This is a genomic window from Escherichia sp. MOD1-EC6162 (genome assembly GCF_002965125.1).
Classification (GTDB): Bacteria; Pseudomonadota; Gammaproteobacteria; order Enterobacterales; family Enterobacteriaceae; genus Escherichia; species Escherichia marmotae.
Genome location: NZ_PTSB01000003.1, coordinates 84,845 through 103,115, shown reverse-complemented (window position 1 = coordinate 103,115; position 18,271 = coordinate 84,845). Strand labels below are relative to the sequence as shown.

The window sequence follows — 18,271 nt, the reverse complement described above, 5'->3', positions numbered from 1 at the left end:
ACTACAAACTCCTTTGCGATAATCCTTGCAAAATCAGGTCGATATGACAGGTTACCGTCTGGTTAATCAGTTCGGTCTTTTCTTCATCGAACGCGGTCCAGCCGGTACGTAACAGAATCGTTTCTTTGCCGAGACGAAACGCCAGAATCTCGCCAATCAGCGCATGAGTATGGAGGATCATGCGGGTATCGTTGGCGTCACAGCCGGTCCAGGCGGCAATCAGGCGCGTAAGGTGGCTGTGTAGCGGACTAATCACCTGTTCATGCACCAGATGGTAGGCCGCCGTGGGAGAGAGCTGCTCACGGGAGATAAACTTGCTGAGGTTGACGGTATCATCCTGGGTGAGCAGTTGAATCATGTTCCTGCAAGCGCGAAGGATCAGTTCGCGGATAGCGGCGCGATCCGGCTGTGGTTGTGCGAACAAGCGTTCGGCTTCCTCGGCGTGCGGACGGAACTGCTCGCCAATAAAATCGGCAATCCACTGGGCGCAGGCGAGGTATAAATCTTCTTTCGAACCGAAGTAATAGGTGATGGCTGCGATATTCTGCCCGGCCTGGGCGGCGATATCGCGGGTGGTGGCGTTCATTCCATACTCACCAAACTGTGCCAGTGCCGCAGCAATTAGCTGTTTTTTGGCCTGTTCACCTTTGGTTGTCATGGCAGGACTATTCATCGCACAGCCCATTCTTAATCAAATGATTGATTAAGATTATGACTCATTTTTAGCGTTGTCCAGTATGGCTAAAAATTTTAGCAACGCCAGTCACAGGGATAATTTATGCGCTGCGTCACAAAAACTGCTACACTCCGCTCCCTCATGACATTGTGGTTTTTGTCATTTTCCTTTTCAGTATCTCCCTGAAAACTACACCGGTAACGGTCGGGGCGGTTCGGAGTAGTTATGTCTTTCGATTCTTTGGGTTTAAGCCCTGATATCCTGCGCGCCGTTGCCGAGCAAGGTTACCGTGAACCCACCCCTATTCAGCAGCAGGCGATCCCCGCAGTACTGGAAGGCCGTGATCTGATGGCCAGTGCCCAGACCGGCACGGGTAAAACAGCGGGCTTTACGCTGCCGCTACTGCAACACCTGATTTCCCGTGAGCCGCACGCCAAAGGGCGTCGTCCGGTTCGTGCGTTGATCCTCACCCCGACCCGTGAACTGGCGGCGCAGATTGGCGAAAACGTCCGTGATTACAGCAAATACCTGAACATTCGTTCGCTGGTGGTGTTTGGCGGCGTCAGCATTAACCCGCAGATGATGAAACTGCGCGGCGGTGTTGATGTGCTGGTGGCAACGCCCGGGCGTCTGCTGGACCTGGAACACCAGAATGCGGTGAAACTGGATCAGATAGAAATCCTCGTCCTTGATGAAGCTGACCGTATGCTCGATATGGGCTTTATCCACGATATTCGCCGTGTGTTAACAAAGCTGCCCGCGAAACGCCAGAACCTGCTGTTCTCCGCGACTTTCTCTGACGAGATTAAAGCGCTGGCAGAAAAACTGCTGCATAACCCGCTGGAAATCGAAGTGGCGCGCCGTAATACCGCCTCTGAGCAAGTGACCCAGCACGTTCATTTTGTTGATAAGAAACGCAAACGGGAATTACTGTCGCACATGATTGGTAAAGGTAACTGGCAGCAGGTGCTGGTGTTTACACGTACCAAACATGGTGCCAACCATCTGGCAGAACAGCTAAATAAAGATGGCATCCGCAGTGCGGCGATCCACGGTAATAAATCGCAAGGTGCGCGTACTCGTGCGTTGGCCGATTTTAAATCGGGTGATATTCGTGTGCTGGTGGCGACCGATATCGCCGCGCGTGGCCTGGATATCGAAGAGTTGCCACACGTCGTCAACTATGAGCTGCCAAACGTACCGGAAGATTACGTGCACCGCATCGGGCGTACCGGTCGTGCCGCAGCCACCGGCGAAGCGTTATCGCTGGTGTGTGTTGATGAGCACAAACTGTTGCGCGATATCGAAAAACTGCTGAAAAAAGAGATCCCGCGTATCGCTGTTCCGGGCTATGAGCCGGATCCGTCAATTAAAGCCGAACCGATCCAGAACGGTCGCCAGCAACGCAGCGGCGGCGGTCGTGGGCAGAGCGGTGGTCGTAGTCAACAGCAACCGCGTCGCGCAGAAAGCGGTGCGAAGGCTGGTAACGCGAAGCCTGCAGCAAAACCGTCTCGTCGTCTTGGTGATGCCAAACCGGCAGGCGAGCAACAACGTCGCCGCCGTCCGCGTAAACCTGCCGCAGCTCAGTAATCTTTTATGCCGGGTAATGCCCGGCATCTGAGACTGATGACAAACGCAAAACTGCCTGATGCGCTACGCTTATCAGGCCTACGTGGTTCCTACAATATATTGAATTTTAACAACTTGTAGGCCGGATAAGGCGTTCGCGCCGCATCCGGCATATCACTACAAGCGCTAGTCAGCAATTTGCAAGCGCGGCAAAAAGATTTCTCTGTTTTACCGCCCACAAGCCACCCGATGCGTTACTTCTCCGCAGCCAATTGTTCGCGCAGCTCCATTAAAAGGTAGCCCAGGCGATTCTTGCCCTGACCATTACCGCCATCTCCCCAGTAAGCATCATTTTTCGTATGCTCAACCAGTTTCGCTGACGCGGTTGCCAGCAGGAGCGCGCGCAGTTCTGCGTGTTGTTCGAATTTAGCGCGAAGCGCTTTGCGCATCACCTCTTCTTTTATCGACTCCCAGTTTTTACGCAGGGGCTTAGAACGGTCACGCCCCATACGCGCGGCGATCATGGGTGAGGAAATCCGGCGGATCTCTTCGTGGTATTTTTCATCAAGGAACTTTTGTGCCTGAAAATAGTGTTCTGAGGTGGGCCAGGTTTTGCCGTCAATCTTGATGGCCCAGGCGGCAAAGTTAGAAAAATCCCCGTAGTCGTCACTGGTGCTGTAGAAATTTATGATGGTGTCTTGCATGACGTGTTGAATCCTTTGTTGTCGAACAGGAATTAGACCGTATTATCCTGGCGGTTATTGCGAGCCACTTTCCAGAAACAGAAAAATCATTACCCCTGAAAACTGAAAAATGCCACAATATTGGCTGTTTATACAGTATTTCAGGTTTTCTCATGGCATTAACCGCCGCGCTTAAAGCGCAAATTGCCGCCTGGTATAAGGCGCTTCAGGAACAGATCCCCGACTTTATTCCCCGTGCGCCGCAGCGGCAGATGATTGCGGATGTCGCCAAAACACTGGCCGGAGAAGAAGGGCGGCATCTGGCGATTGAAGCCCCCACCGGCGTTGGGAAAACGCTCTCCTATTTGATCCCCGGCATCGCCATTGCCCGCGAAGAGCAAAAAACGCTGGTGGTGAGTACCGCTAACGTGGCGTTGCAGGATCAGATCTACAGCAAAGATTTGCCGCTGCTGAAAAAGATCATTCCCGATCTAAAATTCACCGCCGCTTTCGGGCGTGGGCGCTACGTTTGCCCGCGTAACCTGACGGCGCTCGCCAGTACCGAACCCACACAACAGGATCTGCTCGCGTTTCTCGACGATGAACTGACACCGAACAATCAGGAAGAACAAAAACGTTGTGCAAAGCTGAAGGGCGATCTCGATACTTATAAATGGGATGGCCTGCGCGATCACACTGATATCGCCATTGATGACGATCTCTGGCGTCGTCTGAGTACCGACAAAGCCAGTTGCCTCAACCGTAACTGTTATTACTACCGCGAATGTCCGTTTTTTGTTGCCCGCCGGGAAATTCAGGAAGCGGAAGTGGTAGTGGCAAACCATGCGCTGGTGATGGCGGCGATGGAAAGCGAAGCGGTATTGCCAGAACCGAAAAATTTGCTGCTGGTGCTGGATGAAGGTCATCACCTGCCGGACGTGGCGCGGGATGCGCTGGAAATGAGCGCGGAAATTACTGCACCCTGGTATCGGCTACAACTGGATCTGTTCACAAAACTGGTCGCCACCTGCATGGAGCAGTTTCGCCCGAAGACCATTCCACCGCTGGCGATCCCTGAACGGTTGAATGCGCATTGTGAAGAGTTATATGAGCTTATCGCCTCTTTAAACAACATCCTCAATCTCTATATGCCTGCCGGGCAAGAGGCAGAGCACCGTTTTGCGATGGGCGAATTGCCGGATGAAGTACTGGAGATCTGCCAGCGGCTGGCAAAACTGACCGAGATGCTGCGTGGTCTGGCTGAGTTATTCCTCAATGATTTAAGTGAGAAAACCGGTAGCCATGACATTGTGCGTTTGCATCGACTGATTTTGCAGATGAACCGCGCGCTGGGGATGTTTGAGGCGCAGAGCAAACTCTGGCGGCTGGCGTCTCTGGCGCAATCTTCTGGTGCGCCGGTAACCAAATGGGCGACGCGGGAAGAACGCGACGGGCAGCTACATCTCTGGTTTCACTGTGTGGGGATCCGCGTCAGCGATCAACTCGAAAGGCTGCTGTGGCGCAGTATTCCGCACATTATTATCACTTCTGCAACCTTGCGTTCGCTGAACAGTTTTTCGCGTTTGCAGGAGATGAGTGGGTTGAAAGAGAAAGCGGGCGATCGCTTTGTGGCGCTGGATTCCCCCTTCAACCACTGCGAACAGGGCAAAATTGTCATTCCGCAGATGCGTTATGAACCGTCCATTGACAACGAAGAGCAGCATATTGCCGAAATGGCGGCCTTTTTCCGTGAGCAGGTAGAGAGCAAAAAACATCTCGGCATGTTGGTGTTGTTTGCCAGCGGGCGGGCGATGCAGCGATTTCTCGACTATGTGACGGATTTACGTCTGATGTTGCTGGTGCAGGGCGATCAGCCTCGCTACCGCTTAGTTGAACTGCATCGTAAACGCGTTGCTAACGGTGAGCGCAGTGTATTGGTAGGTTTACAGTCTTTTGCCGAAGGCCTTGATCTGAAAGGTGACCTGCTAAGTCAGGTGCATATTCATAAAATCGCCTTTCCCCCCATCGACAGCCCGGTGGTGATCACCGAAGGAGAATGGCTAAAAAGTCTTAATCGTTATCCCTTTGAGGTACAAAGCCTGCCGAGCGCCTCGTTTAACCTGATTCAGCAAGTTGGGCGTCTGATTCGAAGCCACAGTTGCTGGGGTGAAGTGGTGATTTATGATAAACGCTTGTTAACCAAAAACTACGGCAAGCGGTTACTTGATGCCTTACCGGTGTTTCCGATTGAGCAACCAGAAGTCCCTGAAGGTATAGTTAAAAAGAAAGAAAAAGCAAAATCCCCACGCCGTCGGCGGCGTTAATGATGTGAGTCAGGTAAGGAGTCATAAATGGACTATCGCAAAATCATCAAAGAGATCGGGCGCGGCAAAAACCATGCGCGCGATTTAGACCAGGATACGGCGCGCGGCCTGTATGCCCATATGCTCAACGGTGAAGTACCTGACCTTGAGTTGGGCGGCGTATTGATGGCGCTGCGTATCAAAGGGGAAGGGGAAGCAGAGATGCTCGGCTTTTACGAAGCCATGCAAAATCACACCATCAAGTTGACGCCCCCTGTTGGCAAGCCGATTCCTGTTGTTATTCCCAGTTACAACGGTGCACGGAAACAGGCCAACCTGACGCCATTGCTGGCGATCCTGCTGCACAAACTCGGTTTTCCAGTAGTGGTTCACGGTGTTAGCGAAGATCCGACCCGCGTGCTGAGCGAAACCATTTTCGAACTGATGGGGATTATGCCAACGCTGCACGGCGGCCAGGCGCAGGCGAAGCTCGACGAACATCAACCTGTGTTTATGCCTGTAGGCGCGTTTTGCCCGCCGCTGGAAAAACAACTGGCGATGCGCTGGCGGATGGGCGTGCGTAACAGTGCGCATACGCTGGCGAAACTGGCGACGCCATTTGCTGAAGGTGATGCGCTGCGTCTTTCCAGTGTTTCGCATCCGGAATATGTCGGGCGGGTGGCGAAATTCTTTAACGACATCGGTGGGAGGGCGCTGTTAATGCACGGCACCGAAGGCGAAGTGTATGCAAATCCGCAACGCTGTCCGCAAATCAATCTGATTGATCGCGAAGGAACGCGGGTGCTGTATGAAAAACAGGACGATGCAGGCAGTGAGCTACTGATACTGCCAGAAGCAAAAGACCCGGAAACCACCGCGAAGTGGATTGAGCGTTGTCTGGCAGGCAGCGAACCGATTCCCAAATCACTAAAAATCCAGATGGCTTGCTGCCTGGTGGCGGCGGGCGAAGTGGCATCCGTTAGCGATGGCCTGGCGCGCGTTAAGCAATCATTTTAATTTCTCCCCCTGCCGGATGATGAGCGTCATCCGGCCTTTACTCCACAGCAACATGAAATTGCAGCATATTTATTGACCTTCCCGCGTGCGGCGCGCAGCATAAAAAAGCAACAGGCATATAACATAAACAGGAGTTAACTATGGCAAGTGGTCATCGCTTTCATGCCCGGACGCTGCACAACTTTATTCTGACTGTGTTTCGTCAGATGGGTAGCGAGGAACAGGAAGCAAAACTAGTAGCAGATCATTTAATTGCGGCAAATCTGGCAGGGCATGATTCACATGGGATTGGCATGATCCCGAGCTATGTGCAGTCCTGGCGACTGGGTTCTTTGCAAATCAACCATCACGCTAAAATTGTCAAAGATGCGGGGGCAGTGGTCACGCTTGATGGTGATCGTGCATTCGGTCAGGTGGCGGCGTACGAGGCCATGACACTTGGCATTGAAAAAGCGCGTCAGCACGGAATTGCTGCTGTGGCACTGCGTAACTCTCATCATATCGGGCGTATCGGTTACTGGGCGGAACAGTGCGCAGCGGCGGGGTTTGTCTCTGTTCACTTTGTGAGCGTAGTGGGGATTCCGATGGTGGCACCGTTCCATGGTCGCGATCGTCGCTTCGGCACCAATCCGTTCTGCGTGGTCTTTCCACGAAAGGATAACTTCCCGCTGTTGCTTGATTATGCCACCAGCGCCATTGCATTTGGCAAAACCCGTGTCGCCTGGCATAAAGGTGTGCCCGTACCGCCAGGCTGCCTGATTGATGTTAACGGCGTGCCGACGACCAATCCGGCAGTGATGCAGGAGTCACCGTTGGGATCACTGCTGACCTTTGCCGAACATAAAGGTTATGCCCTGGCGGCGATGTGCGAAATTCTTGGTGGTGCGCTTTCCGGTGGCAAAACGACCCATCAGGAAACGTTACAAACCAGCCCCGATACCATTCTTAACTGTATGACCACCATCATCGTTAACCCGGAATTGTTCGGCGCGCCAGATTGTGCAGAGCAGACCGAAGCCTTTGCCGAGTGGGTGAAAGCTTCGCCGCATGATGAAGATAAGCCGATTTTGCTGCCAGGCGAATGGGAAGTAAATATGCGCCGTGAACGGCAGGAGCTAGGGATCCCGTTAGATGCCGGGAGCTGGCAGGCGATTTGTGACGCGGCGCGGCAAATTGGTGTACCAGAAGCGACGTTGCAGACTTTCTGCCAATAGTCAGCCAGCGAAAAAAAGCCCGTCCAGTGACGGACGGGCAAACAAGGGTAACATAGGATCAATGAGGGTTAGAGCACATGCGTCTGTCGGTAAACAGACAGGGAAATTCTTTTGCCGGATGCCGGTCAACGGTTCGGATTTTGTAGGCCTGATAAGACGCGGTAGCGTCGCATCAGGCACTTGTTGCCGGATGCGACGTAAACACCTTATCCGACCTGTGAATTACTTATAGATAACCGCAGTTCCGCTTAATTTATTGTTGTTGGTGGCAGAAGTAATGCTGTATCCACTGGCACCAGCCGCCGCAGCTTTTTCTGCCAGTTTTGCTTCCAGCGCGTCGAGGGTGGATGCGCCATCGGCAGAAACTACGCCGATTTTATTCATGCTTTGTGCCTGGGATGCCGTTACCGGTTGTGCCGCGAACACGCCAAATGACAGAGTTGAAAGAGCCATAGCAGCAACAACAGTATTGATAGTTTTCATAATTAATCTCTCGCAGGTGATTTTGTTTAAGTGACGTTGTTTCGTCGATGTGATGAGTATCACGTTTTTTCACGAGAGATAAAATCGAAGAGAATTGACCGCCTTGTTCAAATAAATTGATTGATATCTAAGATGCTGATAATTCATCTATTTGTCGTGCTTATGATTCAATTTTGTACCGCGTGTCAGTTACGGCTGCGTTAAAGGCACGGAATGCCACGCAAAATGCAAATTATACTTGCTGTACTCCATGCCAGTTGTAGTTAACGTAACTGGCTGTCCTTCGATCCTCTGCGATTATATCCTGTATAAGAATGTTTTTGTAAATCTTTCTCCTGCTGGCAGTGGATGCATAAGCGCACGCCAGGAATGGCTTCCCGACGGGCCTGCGGGATGGGAGCACCGCACTCTTCACATTCATACAGGCTTTCACCACGCGGGATTTCATCCCGAGCGCGGGCAACCGCATCTTCAATTGTACTGTTGATCTGTTCGTTGACGGCGTCATCATTAGCCCAACCGGATGCCATATCATCCTCCCCATATCAATGCTTGTACAATTAAGTGTAGCTAATATAGGGACAAACTCCGGCAGTTCAATTGTCATATCTCCGACCATTCTCGCAGCAGATTGTGATAAAGATTGAGTAGCGACAGGATTTCTTCACCTTCACCAAAGCGGTTTTTCAGCGACTGAATGTTGTTGTCCAAATCGAACAGCATGGCGCGCTTTTTATCATCGCGGATCATCGACTGGATCCACATAAACGAGGCCATCCGCACGCCGCGCGTGACGGGCGTTACGCTGTGCAGGCTACTCGAAGGATACAACACCAGATCGCCTGCCGGGAGTTTTACCCGATGCTGCCCGAAGGTGTCATTGACGACCAGTTCGCCGCCTTCATAGCTTTGTGGATCGCTCAAAAACAGCGTCGCAGAAAGGTCTGTGCGCATCCAGCCGTTTTGCGGATGACTGCGTACTGCGCCATCCACATGAAAACCATAGGTTTCATTGTTCTGATAACGATTAAACAGCGGCGTGGATAGGGTACGCGGCAAGGCAGCGGCAAAGAACAGAGCATGTTGGTTAACCGCGTTAAGCACCTCAGTTTGCAATGCGGCATATAACGCGCTGCGGGTGTCCACTTGCTGATTGCTCTTAACTTGTGCGCCCTGCGCGCCAGTGGTGACACGACCATCAATCCATTCGGCTTGTTCCAGTTGTTCACGAAGACGTGCGACGTCCTGTGGCGATAACACGCCGGGAATGTGGTACATCATACAAGTTCTCCAAAAAGTGGGGCTTTCACCCCACACCGATTTTTAACAGCAGGTGCTTTGTTCATGCCGGATGCGGCGTGAATGCCTTATCCGGCCTACCAAATGATGTGAACTCAACGTGTTGCACAACCTTGTAGGCCTGATAAGCGCAGCGCATCAGGCAGTCCTGTTCTCGCCATCAATCTTAGTAAGCCCTGCGCCCCATATCTGAATCAGAAATGCATATTGGCGGTGAGCAGGAAGGTTCTTGGCTCGCCCGGATGATAGCGGTAGCCGCTCTTGTTAATCGAGGCCACGTAATTGGTATCAAACAGGTTGTAGACGTTTAACTGGAAATCGAGGTTGCGATTGACGCGATAGCCCAATTTGGCATCGGCAACCCAATAACCTTCAGTAAACGCCGGAGTTCCCACCGCGCCGTCAGAACCTTTATGCATACTGCCGATATAGCGTGCGCCTGCACCAATGGAGATATCATCCGTTGCCTGATACTGGCTCCATAAGGTAAAGGCGTGTTCTGGCGTATACGGCAGTGATGACGAACCATCCTGAGCCACGTCCGCACCATTTTTAATGGTCGCTTTTTGCTGGGTATATCCGCCAATCACCTGCCATGCGGGAGTGATATTTCCAGCCACGGAAATCTCATAGCCTTCGACGCGCTTTTTACCGTACTGCGAGTAAGTCCCGTCGTCGTTTTGCTCAACTTCATTTTCGATATCGGTACGGAACAGCGCGGCAGTTAGTAGCAAGCGTTTATCCAGCACTTGCCATTTGGTGCCAATTTCGCTGGTCTTCGCTTTTTGCGGTTTAAAGTCGGTGCGGTTGGCGCTGTTACCGCTGCCAGACTGTGCAAGAGCGAAGTTGCTGCCGCCAGGCGGTTGTTGGGAAACAGCATAGTTGACGTAGACATTGCCATTTTCCGTCAGATGATACAGCGCCCCGGCTTTCCAGTTGACCAGATTGCCCGACCTGGCGGTGTCGACGGTGGTGACCGGAGAACCGTTTGCCGCGCCAGTTGGGCAGGTGACGGCACCGCGACCACTGCCGCCGCAGGCGGTAGCACTGTCATATTCAGTATGATAATTGTCCAGACGGATCCCGCCGTTCAGCTCAAAATCACGGGTGATTTGCAGCGTATCGAAGGCATAAATCGCGAAGGTATCTGTCTGGCCGTTAGCATTGGCACCGTTGCGCGTCAGACTGCCAGGATGAATGCTGCTGTCAGGATGGTAAATGTTCACCGGCGGTAACGTCACCGGATTAACGCCGTAGTTGGTCTGCGTTTCGCGGGTAAATTCCACGCCGGTACTGACATCATGGGCGATTGAACCGGTATAGAACGCCGACGTCAGGTTAGTCTGGTTGGTGAGGATTTTATTACTCACATCTTTAGTATTCGCCGTGCGTGACCACGTCCAGCTATCCACATTGCTGGTGGGCTGGGTAATATTCGATGCTCCGCCCATAATCGCCGTCATCAGATAATCCTGCTTCACGCGCGACCAGCGGGTGGTATTACGAATGGTGGTGTTATCGCTGATGTCATGTTCAAAACGCATAGTGGCGGTATCGGTGGTCGAATCGTCGTAATCGGAGTCCGTACCATAAAAGTTATGCGTATCCACCTTACCGGAATGGTTCAGTGCCGCCGTTCCTGCAGAAGGTGCGGAATAACCCGGCAAACCAATGGTCGGAATGCCGCCGTCCGGCGTGTTGTGCTGGGTAACGTGTAAATAGTTGAGATACAAACGCGTCGACGTACCGAGGCCTAATGCCACAGAAGGGGCGACGCCGTAACGTTCATTTTTAACCTTTTCGCGCCCGGCATCGTGCGTTTTTTCGCCCATCACATTCAGGCGCACTGCGCTGGTGTCACCAATCACCTGATTGACGTCCAGTGTGCCGCGACGGAACCAGGCGCTACCAATACTGGCAGAGGCGTCAATACCTGAGTCATTACGCGGCTGTTTACTGATCATATTGATCGAACCTGTCGGCGCGCTGCGTCCGTAATCGGTGCCGGATGGGCCTTTAATGACTTCCACCTGTTCGGTATTGAAAGTGTCACGTGAGACACTACCAATATCGCGGATGCCATCAATATAAATGCTGTTAGAGGTATCCGCACCGCGCATATAAATGGCGTCGCCGGTAGTGGAATTACCATTCTCACCGGCAAAAAATGCGCCCACGCCAGGTACGTTTTTTAGCGCGTCAGTAAGGTTGGTTGCGCCCTGATCTTTTATCACCTGTTCAGAAATCACCGTCATTGTGCGGGTGGTATCGATGACCGGGCGGGAGAATTTTGGATCGGCAGATTTAAGTGGCGCATAAAGCGAAGGCGTCGATGCCTCGACAACCAGTGTATCATCAGTGTTTTGTTGCCCTTCTGCGGCGAGAGCCTGTGGCACAGGCGTGATGCCGATACAAAGACCGGCAAAGAACGTGAGCGAATGAAAGGGTCTGGCAGGGAAATTGCGATTGTTTTCCATTTGGCAGGTGACTTTTTCTTATATGTTTAAATTTTCACTGTCACGAGAAAGCGTCTCTGCGGATGCGATGCCACTGTTAATCCCGTAATAGTAATCTTGAAGTGATAATAATTTTGATAAGCATTATCACCTGGCGCGATTTTCTATCACCCATTGCGTGAAAAATAAATACATTTATTTACATTGTGTTCATATTTGATGTTTTTTGCTTACAAAACAGGCGAAAACTGCATCCAGAGGCGAATGCAGTTGCGTTGGTGTGGTTATTTGTAGATGGTTGCAGTACCGAACATCTGATCATTTCCGCCTGCGGAATTAATGACATAACCTTTCGCGCCTTGTTCGCGCGCTTTTTCTGCCAGTTTTTCCTCCAGATCGCTTAGGTTAGATGCACCGGTTGCCGAAACGGTTCCGGCTGGCCGTAGTTGACCGCTGTCCTGGTTACTCAGAGGTTGCGCGGCATAAGCCGTGAAGGTGATTCCGCTCAGGACGGTGGCAAGCAGTAGTGCGAGGCACTTTTTCATAATGACATCCTCATAAATACAACGAGTAGTGCCTGATAAGTGTAGGTCTCCTGCGTGATGAGAATGACGCAAAAAATTGACAGAGATGTGCTTGTTTTTTGAATGATGTATTTTTACAAAACCAGACAAATCAATGACATGCAGGGGGCTGATTTTTATGGTGAATTGCTGAAAAATGCAGTCAGGTTAAGGTTTTGAGTCATGTTAAACGCAGCCAGATATTTACCCTGCCGCGTTATGCGGGTATCTTACGCCGCTGCTTAAAGGAGAATGCTATGTCCGCCCAGAAACCGGGGTTGCACCCGCGCAACCGTCATCACAGCCGCTACGATCTCGCCACGCTCTGTCAGGTGAATCCTGAACTGAAGCAATTTCTCACGCTTACCCCTGCCGGTGAGCAAAGCGTAGACTTCGCCAATCCGCTGGCGGTGAAGGCGCTCAACAAGGCGTTGCTGGCACATTTTTATGCCGTGGCGAACTGGGATATTCCTGACGGTTTTCTGTGTCCGCCAGTACCTGGCCGGGCGGATTATATTCATCATCTTGCCGATTTACTGGCTGAGGCGACCGGAACAATTCCGGCCAGTGCCAGCATTCTGGATATCGGCGTTGGCGCGAACTGTATTTATCCGCTGATTGGCGTACATGAATATGGCTGGCGTTTTACCGGTACTGAAACTAACAGTCAGGCGTTAAGCAGCGCGCAGGCGATCATCAGCGCCAATCCGGGGCTTAACCGCGCCATCCGCCTGCGTCGGCAAAAAGAGAATAGTGCTATTTTTAACGGCATTATCCATAAAAATGAGCAATATGACGCAACCTTGTGTAACCCGCCGTTCCACGACTCTGCCGCGGCAGCGCGTGCTGGTAGCGAGCGCAAACGGCGTAATCTCGGATTAAACAGAGACGATGCGTTGAACTTTGGCGGTCAGCAGCAGGAGCTGTGGTGCGAAGGCGGTGAAGTGGCTTTCATCAAAAAGATGATTGAAGAGAGTAAAGGCTTTGCGAAGCAGGTAATGTGGTTCACCTCGCTGGTTTCTCGTGGCGAAAACTTACCGCCGTTGTATCGTGCTCTGACGGATGTTGGCGCGGTAAAAGTGGTCAAAAAAGAGATGGCCCAGGGGCAAAAGCAGAGCCGCTTCATTGCCTGGACCTTTATGAACGACGAACAGCGTCGTCGTTTTGCCAATCGTCAGCGTTAAAGTGTCGGTTCTCCCGGTAGTAATGGTTCTGCCGGGGTAACGCCCGGAGCAGGCAGCACTTGATAAGTCTGTACCGGTGCGCGAACACCCGCCTGGTCGAAATGTTTTTTTACCTGGCTGTCGAGGGCAAAACGTACCGTCCACTGTTTGAGTGGCAGCGTGGTAAACGAAACACGCAGTGTAAACGCGGTATTGCTTAAGCCAACAATTCCGGCAAAGTTAGGTTCACCGATAATCAGCCCGCGAACTTCTTCATTTTCCATCACTTCCGCCACGGCATCTTTTAGCGCCTGATTGGCTTTATCGGCATCTTCATGACGATCAACATCGTAATTCGCCACCACAGAGCCAATGCCGCGGACAAAGTTGGCAAAGGTGGTTATCGAGGACCACGGAATAATGTGATAAGCCCCGGTATCCTGGCGCACGCCCACGGATCGAATCGACATGCGTTCAACCGTGCCGGTCAGCGGCCCGATGGTGACTAAATCTCCGGTATTCATGCCGTTTTCAAACTGAATAAACACCCCGGTAATAATATCTTTCACCAGCGTTTGCGAACCGAAGGAAATCGCCAGCCCTAACGCTCCGGCTCCTGCCAGTAGCGGCGCAATATTGACGCCAATTTCCGACAACACAATCATAATGGTGATGGTACTGATTACCACCGCCAGCGCGTTGCGAAACAGTGTCAGCAGGGTACGCGTGCGGGCGCTGGGCAGCGGGCGACCATGAATATCCGAAGCCAGCCGATTTTCGATCAAACTGGCGAGTACCGTCCAGCCAACTGCCGAGAAGAAAAGGATGAGAGCGATGCGGATCAGGATATCCACCGTTTTCTGCCCCGCGCCGTTTTGCAGCCAGTTCCAGAAATCGAACAGTCCCCAGGCGCTGAATAGTAGCATCACCGCTACGTACACTGTCAGAATACGTGCCGTTTTCAGCGCCGCCGACAGCCAGCCGTTCAGCCGTTTTTGCAGTTCCGGATAGTTACGCTGAGTGTGTGGCGAAAGGGTAATGGTTTTTGCCAGCCAGCGAGAAAACATACCGGAAACAAACGCCGCGATCCCAATAATCGCCAGGCTACGCACCGTCGCGCCCATCATAAATTTCAGGCTGTTTCCTGGGTCAAATAACGAGAAGAAAAACAGCACGATAAAATAGGCGCTTGCCAGCCAGTGCCACACCAGCGCAAAAGCACGAATAAACAGACTGAAAAAGGCCAGTGAGTGTTCCGCGAAGTTGAGCAAATGCTGGGTAATCTCTTTTTTATTACGGAATATCAGATACAACGCCCACACCGTCATACACAGCATGATGATGACGTTCGCAAGTGCCCCGATTTGCACATTCACCTGGTTTGAGATAATCGGTACAGCCACAATCAGGCCATAACCAATCAGGCCGCTTAGCCAGCTAAGGCGGCGGCACCAGTAGCGGGCACTCTCATCCTGAATAGAGAATGGACGCAGTTCAGCAACGTTCGGGCAGAAAATCAGGCGTAAAACAGCTTTGAAAAATTCAATCAGGGCGAAAGCATTGAGAAACAGACTCTGTTGAAAAGCAATGGTGCGGCTGCCCGCATTCAGGTTGTCGCTTAAAACCTGACCGACAAATAATGTCAGTGCCAGTAACAGCAGGTCGATAATAAACGCACCGATAATCATCGCCGGAAGCTGCAACCAGTTACTGCGCTCACGATTTTTCTGCCGCGCCCACAGACCCATTTTGCGATATAACGGCAGTGCGCACAGGCGAACCAGCCAGTAAAAACTAAACACTAAAACGGCCAGCATGGAAAAATGGGTAAGGGCGTTGCTGAAGGTTTGCGGATTAAACGGTTTATGTGGGGAGCCAGTAATATTGCGATAAAGTTGCCCGAAGCGTGCGGAGAGAGCTTCACCATAATGGCGACTGACTTCGGTCACCTTTTGTAGCACGGTTTGCTCTTCAACCAGCGTTGGCGGCACGATCTTCGGTACGGGTTCCGCGGGGGGCGTGGCGGCGACGGTGCGTAACTGATCGACCAGCTCTTTGCGCGAGGTGTCATTATCCAGCACATCCGCCAGTGCACCATAGGCCGCTTTTTTTTGTTCAATATCCGGTTCCGGAGCCGGTTCAGTCGTTGGGGCCGTTGTCGTTGTGGTTGTAACGCCGGGTATGGATACCGCGTGGGCAGGTGCGCCCAGCAGGCAGAAGAGGATGAACAGGATCCACCGCATGACTCCTCCAGTGAGAAAATAGAGCAAAAAGATAAGTATAGATGCTGGGGGAGGGGGAATTTTAAATGAGAGGAATCTGGTGTTCCTCCCTTTCGGGTGAAAGGGAGGAAGGGATATTAAGCAGGTTGCTGATAACGTGCGGGCTTTTTTGCCGAATGCGGCGTGAACGCTCCTACAAATTTATGCAATTTCAATAAGTTGCTATATATTCTGTAGGACTGATAAGCGTAGCACATCAGGCCATGTGTCTTATTAAGAGACGTGCTGTAAAAATTCCTGCAAACGCTGGCTTGGCGGATTCTTGATCAACACCTGTGGATTGCCATCTTCCGCAATCCGGCCTTTGTCGATAAAGATAAGACGTGAAGCCACTTTTTCGGCAAAACCGATTTCGTGGGTTACGATCACCATCGTCATACCTTCCTCTGCCAGATCCTGCATGACCTTCAGCACTTCATGGCGCAGTTCCGGATCAAGAGCCGATGTCGGTTCATCGAACAACATCATTTTCGGCTTCACCGCCAGCGCACGGGCAATCGCCACACGCTGTTGCTGACCACCAGAAAGCTCGGAAGGGTAGTGATGCGCGCGTTCCGCGAGGCCAACTTTTGCCAGCAGTTCACGCGCCAGTTTTTCTGCGTCTTCTTTGTTTGCACCACGCACGCGCAGCGGGCCAAACATTACGTTTTCAAGCGCAGTCAGGTGCGGGAAGAGGTAAAACTGCTGGAACACCATGCCTGCTTCCTGGCGAATCAGACGCTCGTCAACTTTCGGATCGTTAACCTTCAGGCCATCGACAATCAGATCGCCGGAGGTGATTTCTTCCAGTTTGTTGATGCAGCGCAGCAGGGTCGATTTACCCGAACCGGATGGTCCGATAATCACCACCACTTCGCCCTGGCTAATGTTCAAATCGATATTGTGCAGCACCTGGGTTGGCCCAAAGTGCTTGGAGACGTTTTTAAATTCAATCACAGGATTTTCATCCTTCTTTCCAGACGACGCAGAACAAAGCTCAGCACCAGGGTAATAATCAGATAGAACACCGCTACGGCGCTCCAGATCTCAAGGGCGCGGAAGTTACCGGCAATAATTTCTTGTCCCTGACGGGTCAGTTCCGCCACGCCGATAACAATAAACAGCGAGGTGTCTTTAATGCTGATGATCCACTGGTTGCCCAGTGGCGGCAGCATACGGCGCAGTGCCAGCGGTAAAATGACGTAGCGAATGGTTTCCCAACGTGAAAGACCGAGCGCCAGCCCGGCTTCACGAAAACCTTTGTGGATTGACAATACCGCTCCACGGGTAATTTCCGCGATGTACGCGCCGGAGTTGATCATGATGGTGACCACCGCCGCAGTAAACGGATCGATACGTAAGTCGTTAAACGCCATCGGCAGGGCGAAGTAGATAAACATTACCTGGACGACGATAGGTGTCCCGCGGATCACTTCAATAAAGACCAGCGCGACGTGGTTGGCTATCCAACCACCGAAGGTGCGTGCAAAACCAGCCGCCAGGCCGATCACCAGGCCGCCAGCCAGACCGAGGACAGAAATCCACAGAGTCATTTTAGCGCCTTCGATCAGAAGCGGAATGGCCGGCCAGATGGCACTCCAGTCAAACTGCATATGTTGTTCCTGTTACCGTGGTGTAAATACCCTGAGCCAGAAGACTGGCTGGGCGAAACGCAGGCCCGGTATGCAAAAGGCCACCGGGCCATAAATTAAAGGCAATAATTATTTCGGCTCAGTACCGAACCATTTTTTGTAGATTTCGTTGTAAGTTCCGTTCTCGCGCAGGGTTTTCAACGCGCCGTTGACCTTGTCACGCAGTTCGTCGCTACCTTTCGGGAACGCAATACCGTATTGCTGAGCTTCCAGGGAGTCACCTACCGCTTTGAACTGGCCGTTACCGGCGGTTTTGATGAAGTACAGAATGTTTGGTGTATCGTGCAAAACAGCGTCTGCGCGGTTGGTGCCCAGTTCCATATAGGCGTTATCAATATTCGGGAACTGACGTAGATCTTTGGTTTTGATGTTAGTTTTTGCGTAATCAACGGAACCCGTGCCGCTCTTCACTGCAACGACTTTACCGTCGAGATCTTTCACGCTTTTCACATCGTTATTGTTGGCTTTTACCATCACCAACAGGCCGCTTTTGTAGTAGCCGTCAGAGAAATCGATCGCTTTTTTACGCTCGTCGGTAATAGTGATGCCCGCCAGTGCCAGATCGATGTTTTTGGTTTGTAATGCCGGAATAATGCCGCTGAAATCCATCGGTTTCAGTTCGTAATCCAACTTCAGTTCTTTAGCAATTGCCGCCCACAGATCGACATCAAAGCCCACGTATTTGTCGCCCTGTTTAAATTCAAACGGAACGAAAGCGGTATCTGTCGCGACAACTAATTTTTTATCCGCGGCATGAGAAGAAACCGCAAAAGCCAGGGGCAGTGCAGCCAGTGAAACTTTTAATACAGACTTCATAGCATTTCCTTTTTTCTATCCACGGGACGATCCCCTGCGTGACATTCATATATATGAAAAAATCGTGCCAGTTTTGCAACCCGTTGATTTTTCGAGATGCGACAAAATCTTACTGC

At 51.8% G+C, this 18,271-nt stretch carries 16 protein-coding genes; 5 read left to right on the top strand and 11 right to left on the bottom strand.

Annotation, left to right across the window (positions count from 1 at the left end; translation table 11 throughout):
- Position 1: 1 nt before the first annotated feature.
- Positions 2-673 carry a DNA-binding transcriptional regulator CecR gene (gene cecR / locus A9587_RS04255; RefSeq protein ID WP_024191852.1) on the bottom strand — a complete coding sequence of 224 codons (672 nt, stop codon included), beginning with the start codon at positions 671-673 and terminating at the stop codon, positions 2-4.
- Positions 674-901: 228 nt separating this feature from the next.
- Between cecR and rhlE the strand changes: the two genes are divergently transcribed.
- Positions 902-2,266 carry an ATP-dependent RNA helicase RhlE gene (gene rhlE, locus A9587_RS04250; protein ID WP_000007078.1) on the top strand — a complete coding sequence of 455 codons (1,365 nt, stop codon included), beginning with the start codon at positions 902-904 and terminating at the stop codon, positions 2,264-2,266.
- 233 nt (positions 2,267-2,499) lie between these two features.
- Here rhlE and A9587_RS04245 read toward each other — a convergent pair whose 3' ends face one another.
- On the bottom strand, positions 2,500-2,982 hold the full coding sequence (locus tag A9587_RS04245; protein ID WP_072274915.1) for an NADAR family protein: 483 nt from the start codon (positions 2,980-2,982) through the stop codon (positions 2,500-2,502).
- Positions 2,983-3,101: 119 nt separating this feature from the next.
- On the opposite strand from A9587_RS04245, the gene dinG reads away from it, so the two are divergent.
- The 3 genes from dinG (at position 3,102) to A9587_RS04225 (ending at position 7,462) form a co-directional block, all read left to right on the top strand.
- On the top strand, positions 3,102-5,252 hold the full coding sequence (gene dinG, locus A9587_RS04235; RefSeq protein ID WP_001218667.1) for an ATP-dependent DNA helicase DinG: 2,151 nt from the start codon (positions 3,102-3,104) through the stop codon (positions 5,250-5,252).
- A 27-nt stretch (positions 5,253-5,279) separates the two neighbouring features.
- Entirely contained in the window at positions 5,280-6,248 is a 969-nt protein-coding gene (gene ybiB / locus A9587_RS04230; RefSeq protein ID WP_105263406.1) for a DNA-binding protein YbiB, read from the top strand.
- Between the two features lie 140 nt (positions 6,249-6,388).
- On the top strand, positions 6,389-7,462 hold the full coding sequence (locus A9587_RS04225; RefSeq protein WP_000146184.1) for a malate/lactate/ureidoglycolate dehydrogenase: 1,074 nt from the start codon (positions 6,389-6,391) through the stop codon (positions 7,460-7,462).
- A gap of 222 nt (positions 7,463-7,684) precedes the next feature.
- Here A9587_RS04225 and ybiJ read toward each other — a convergent pair whose 3' ends face one another.
- The 5 genes from ybiJ to mcbA all read right to left on the bottom strand — a co-directional run bounded on the left by ybiJ (position 7,685) and on the right by mcbA (position 12,245).
- Positions 7,685-7,945 (bottom strand): DUF1471 family protein YbiJ, encoded by a 261-nt coding sequence (ybiJ, locus tag A9587_RS04220; RefSeq protein WP_000849310.1) that lies wholly within the window; start codon positions 7,943-7,945, stop codon positions 7,685-7,687.
- A gap of 263 nt (positions 7,946-8,208) precedes the next feature.
- Complete coding sequence (gene ybiI / locus A9587_RS04215) at positions 8,209-8,475, bottom strand: C4-type zinc finger protein YbiI (protein WP_000146371.1); 267 nt, start codon at positions 8,473-8,475, stop codon at positions 8,209-8,211.
- 73 nt (positions 8,476-8,548) lie between these two features.
- Positions 8,549-9,226, bottom strand: coding sequence for a PKHD-type hydroxylase YbiX (ybiX, locus tag A9587_RS04210; protein WP_001516044.1), 678 nt, complete (start codon positions 9,224-9,226; stop codon positions 8,549-8,551).
- Positions 9,227-9,438: 212 nt separating this feature from the next.
- Positions 9,439-11,721: a catecholate siderophore receptor Fiu gene (locus A9587_RS04205; RefSeq protein ID WP_105263405.1), complete on the bottom strand. Its 2,283-nt coding sequence runs from the start codon at positions 11,719-11,721 to the stop codon at positions 9,439-9,441.
- 263 nt (positions 11,722-11,984) lie between these two features.
- Positions 11,985-12,245 (bottom strand): DUF1471 family periplasmic protein McbA, encoded by a 261-nt coding sequence (mcbA, locus tag A9587_RS24390; RefSeq protein ID WP_001516045.1) that lies wholly within the window; start codon positions 12,243-12,245, stop codon positions 11,985-11,987.
- A gap of 275 nt (positions 12,246-12,520) precedes the next feature.
- Here mcbA and rlmF point away from each other — a divergent pair, with 275 nt between their 5' ends.
- Positions 12,521-13,447, top strand: a complete 927-nt coding sequence (gene rlmF / locus A9587_RS04195) for a 23S rRNA (adenine(1618)-N(6))-methyltransferase RlmF (RefSeq protein ID WP_001516046.1) — start codon at positions 12,521-12,523, stop codon at positions 13,445-13,447.
- On the opposite strand, the gene ybiO is transcribed toward rlmF, so the two are convergent.
- The 4 genes from ybiO to glnH all read right to left on the bottom strand — a co-directional run bounded on the left by ybiO (position 13,444) and on the right by glnH (position 18,155).
- Positions 13,444-15,669, bottom strand: a complete 2,226-nt coding sequence (gene ybiO / locus A9587_RS04190) for a mechanosensitive channel protein (protein WP_105263404.1) — start codon at positions 15,667-15,669, stop codon at positions 13,444-13,446. The genes rlmF and ybiO overlap by 4 nt on opposite strands.
- Positions 15,670-15,921: 252 nt before the next feature.
- Positions 15,922-16,644 carry a glutamine ABC transporter ATP-binding protein GlnQ gene (gene glnQ, locus A9587_RS04185; RefSeq protein WP_000569100.1) on the bottom strand — a complete coding sequence of 241 codons (723 nt, stop codon included), beginning with the start codon at positions 16,642-16,644 and terminating at the stop codon, positions 15,922-15,924.
- Positions 16,641-17,300, bottom strand: coding sequence for a glutamine ABC transporter permease GlnP (gene glnP, locus A9587_RS04180; RefSeq protein ID WP_001159054.1), 660 nt, complete (start codon positions 17,298-17,300; stop codon positions 16,641-16,643). Before glnP ends, glnQ begins: the two co-directional genes overlap by 4 nt.
- Positions 17,301-17,408: 108 nt before the next feature.
- Positions 17,409-18,155, bottom strand: coding sequence for a glutamine ABC transporter substrate-binding protein GlnH (gene glnH / locus A9587_RS04175; RefSeq protein ID WP_105263403.1), 747 nt, complete (start codon positions 18,153-18,155; stop codon positions 17,409-17,411).
- Positions 18,156-18,271: the final 116 nt, after the last annotated feature.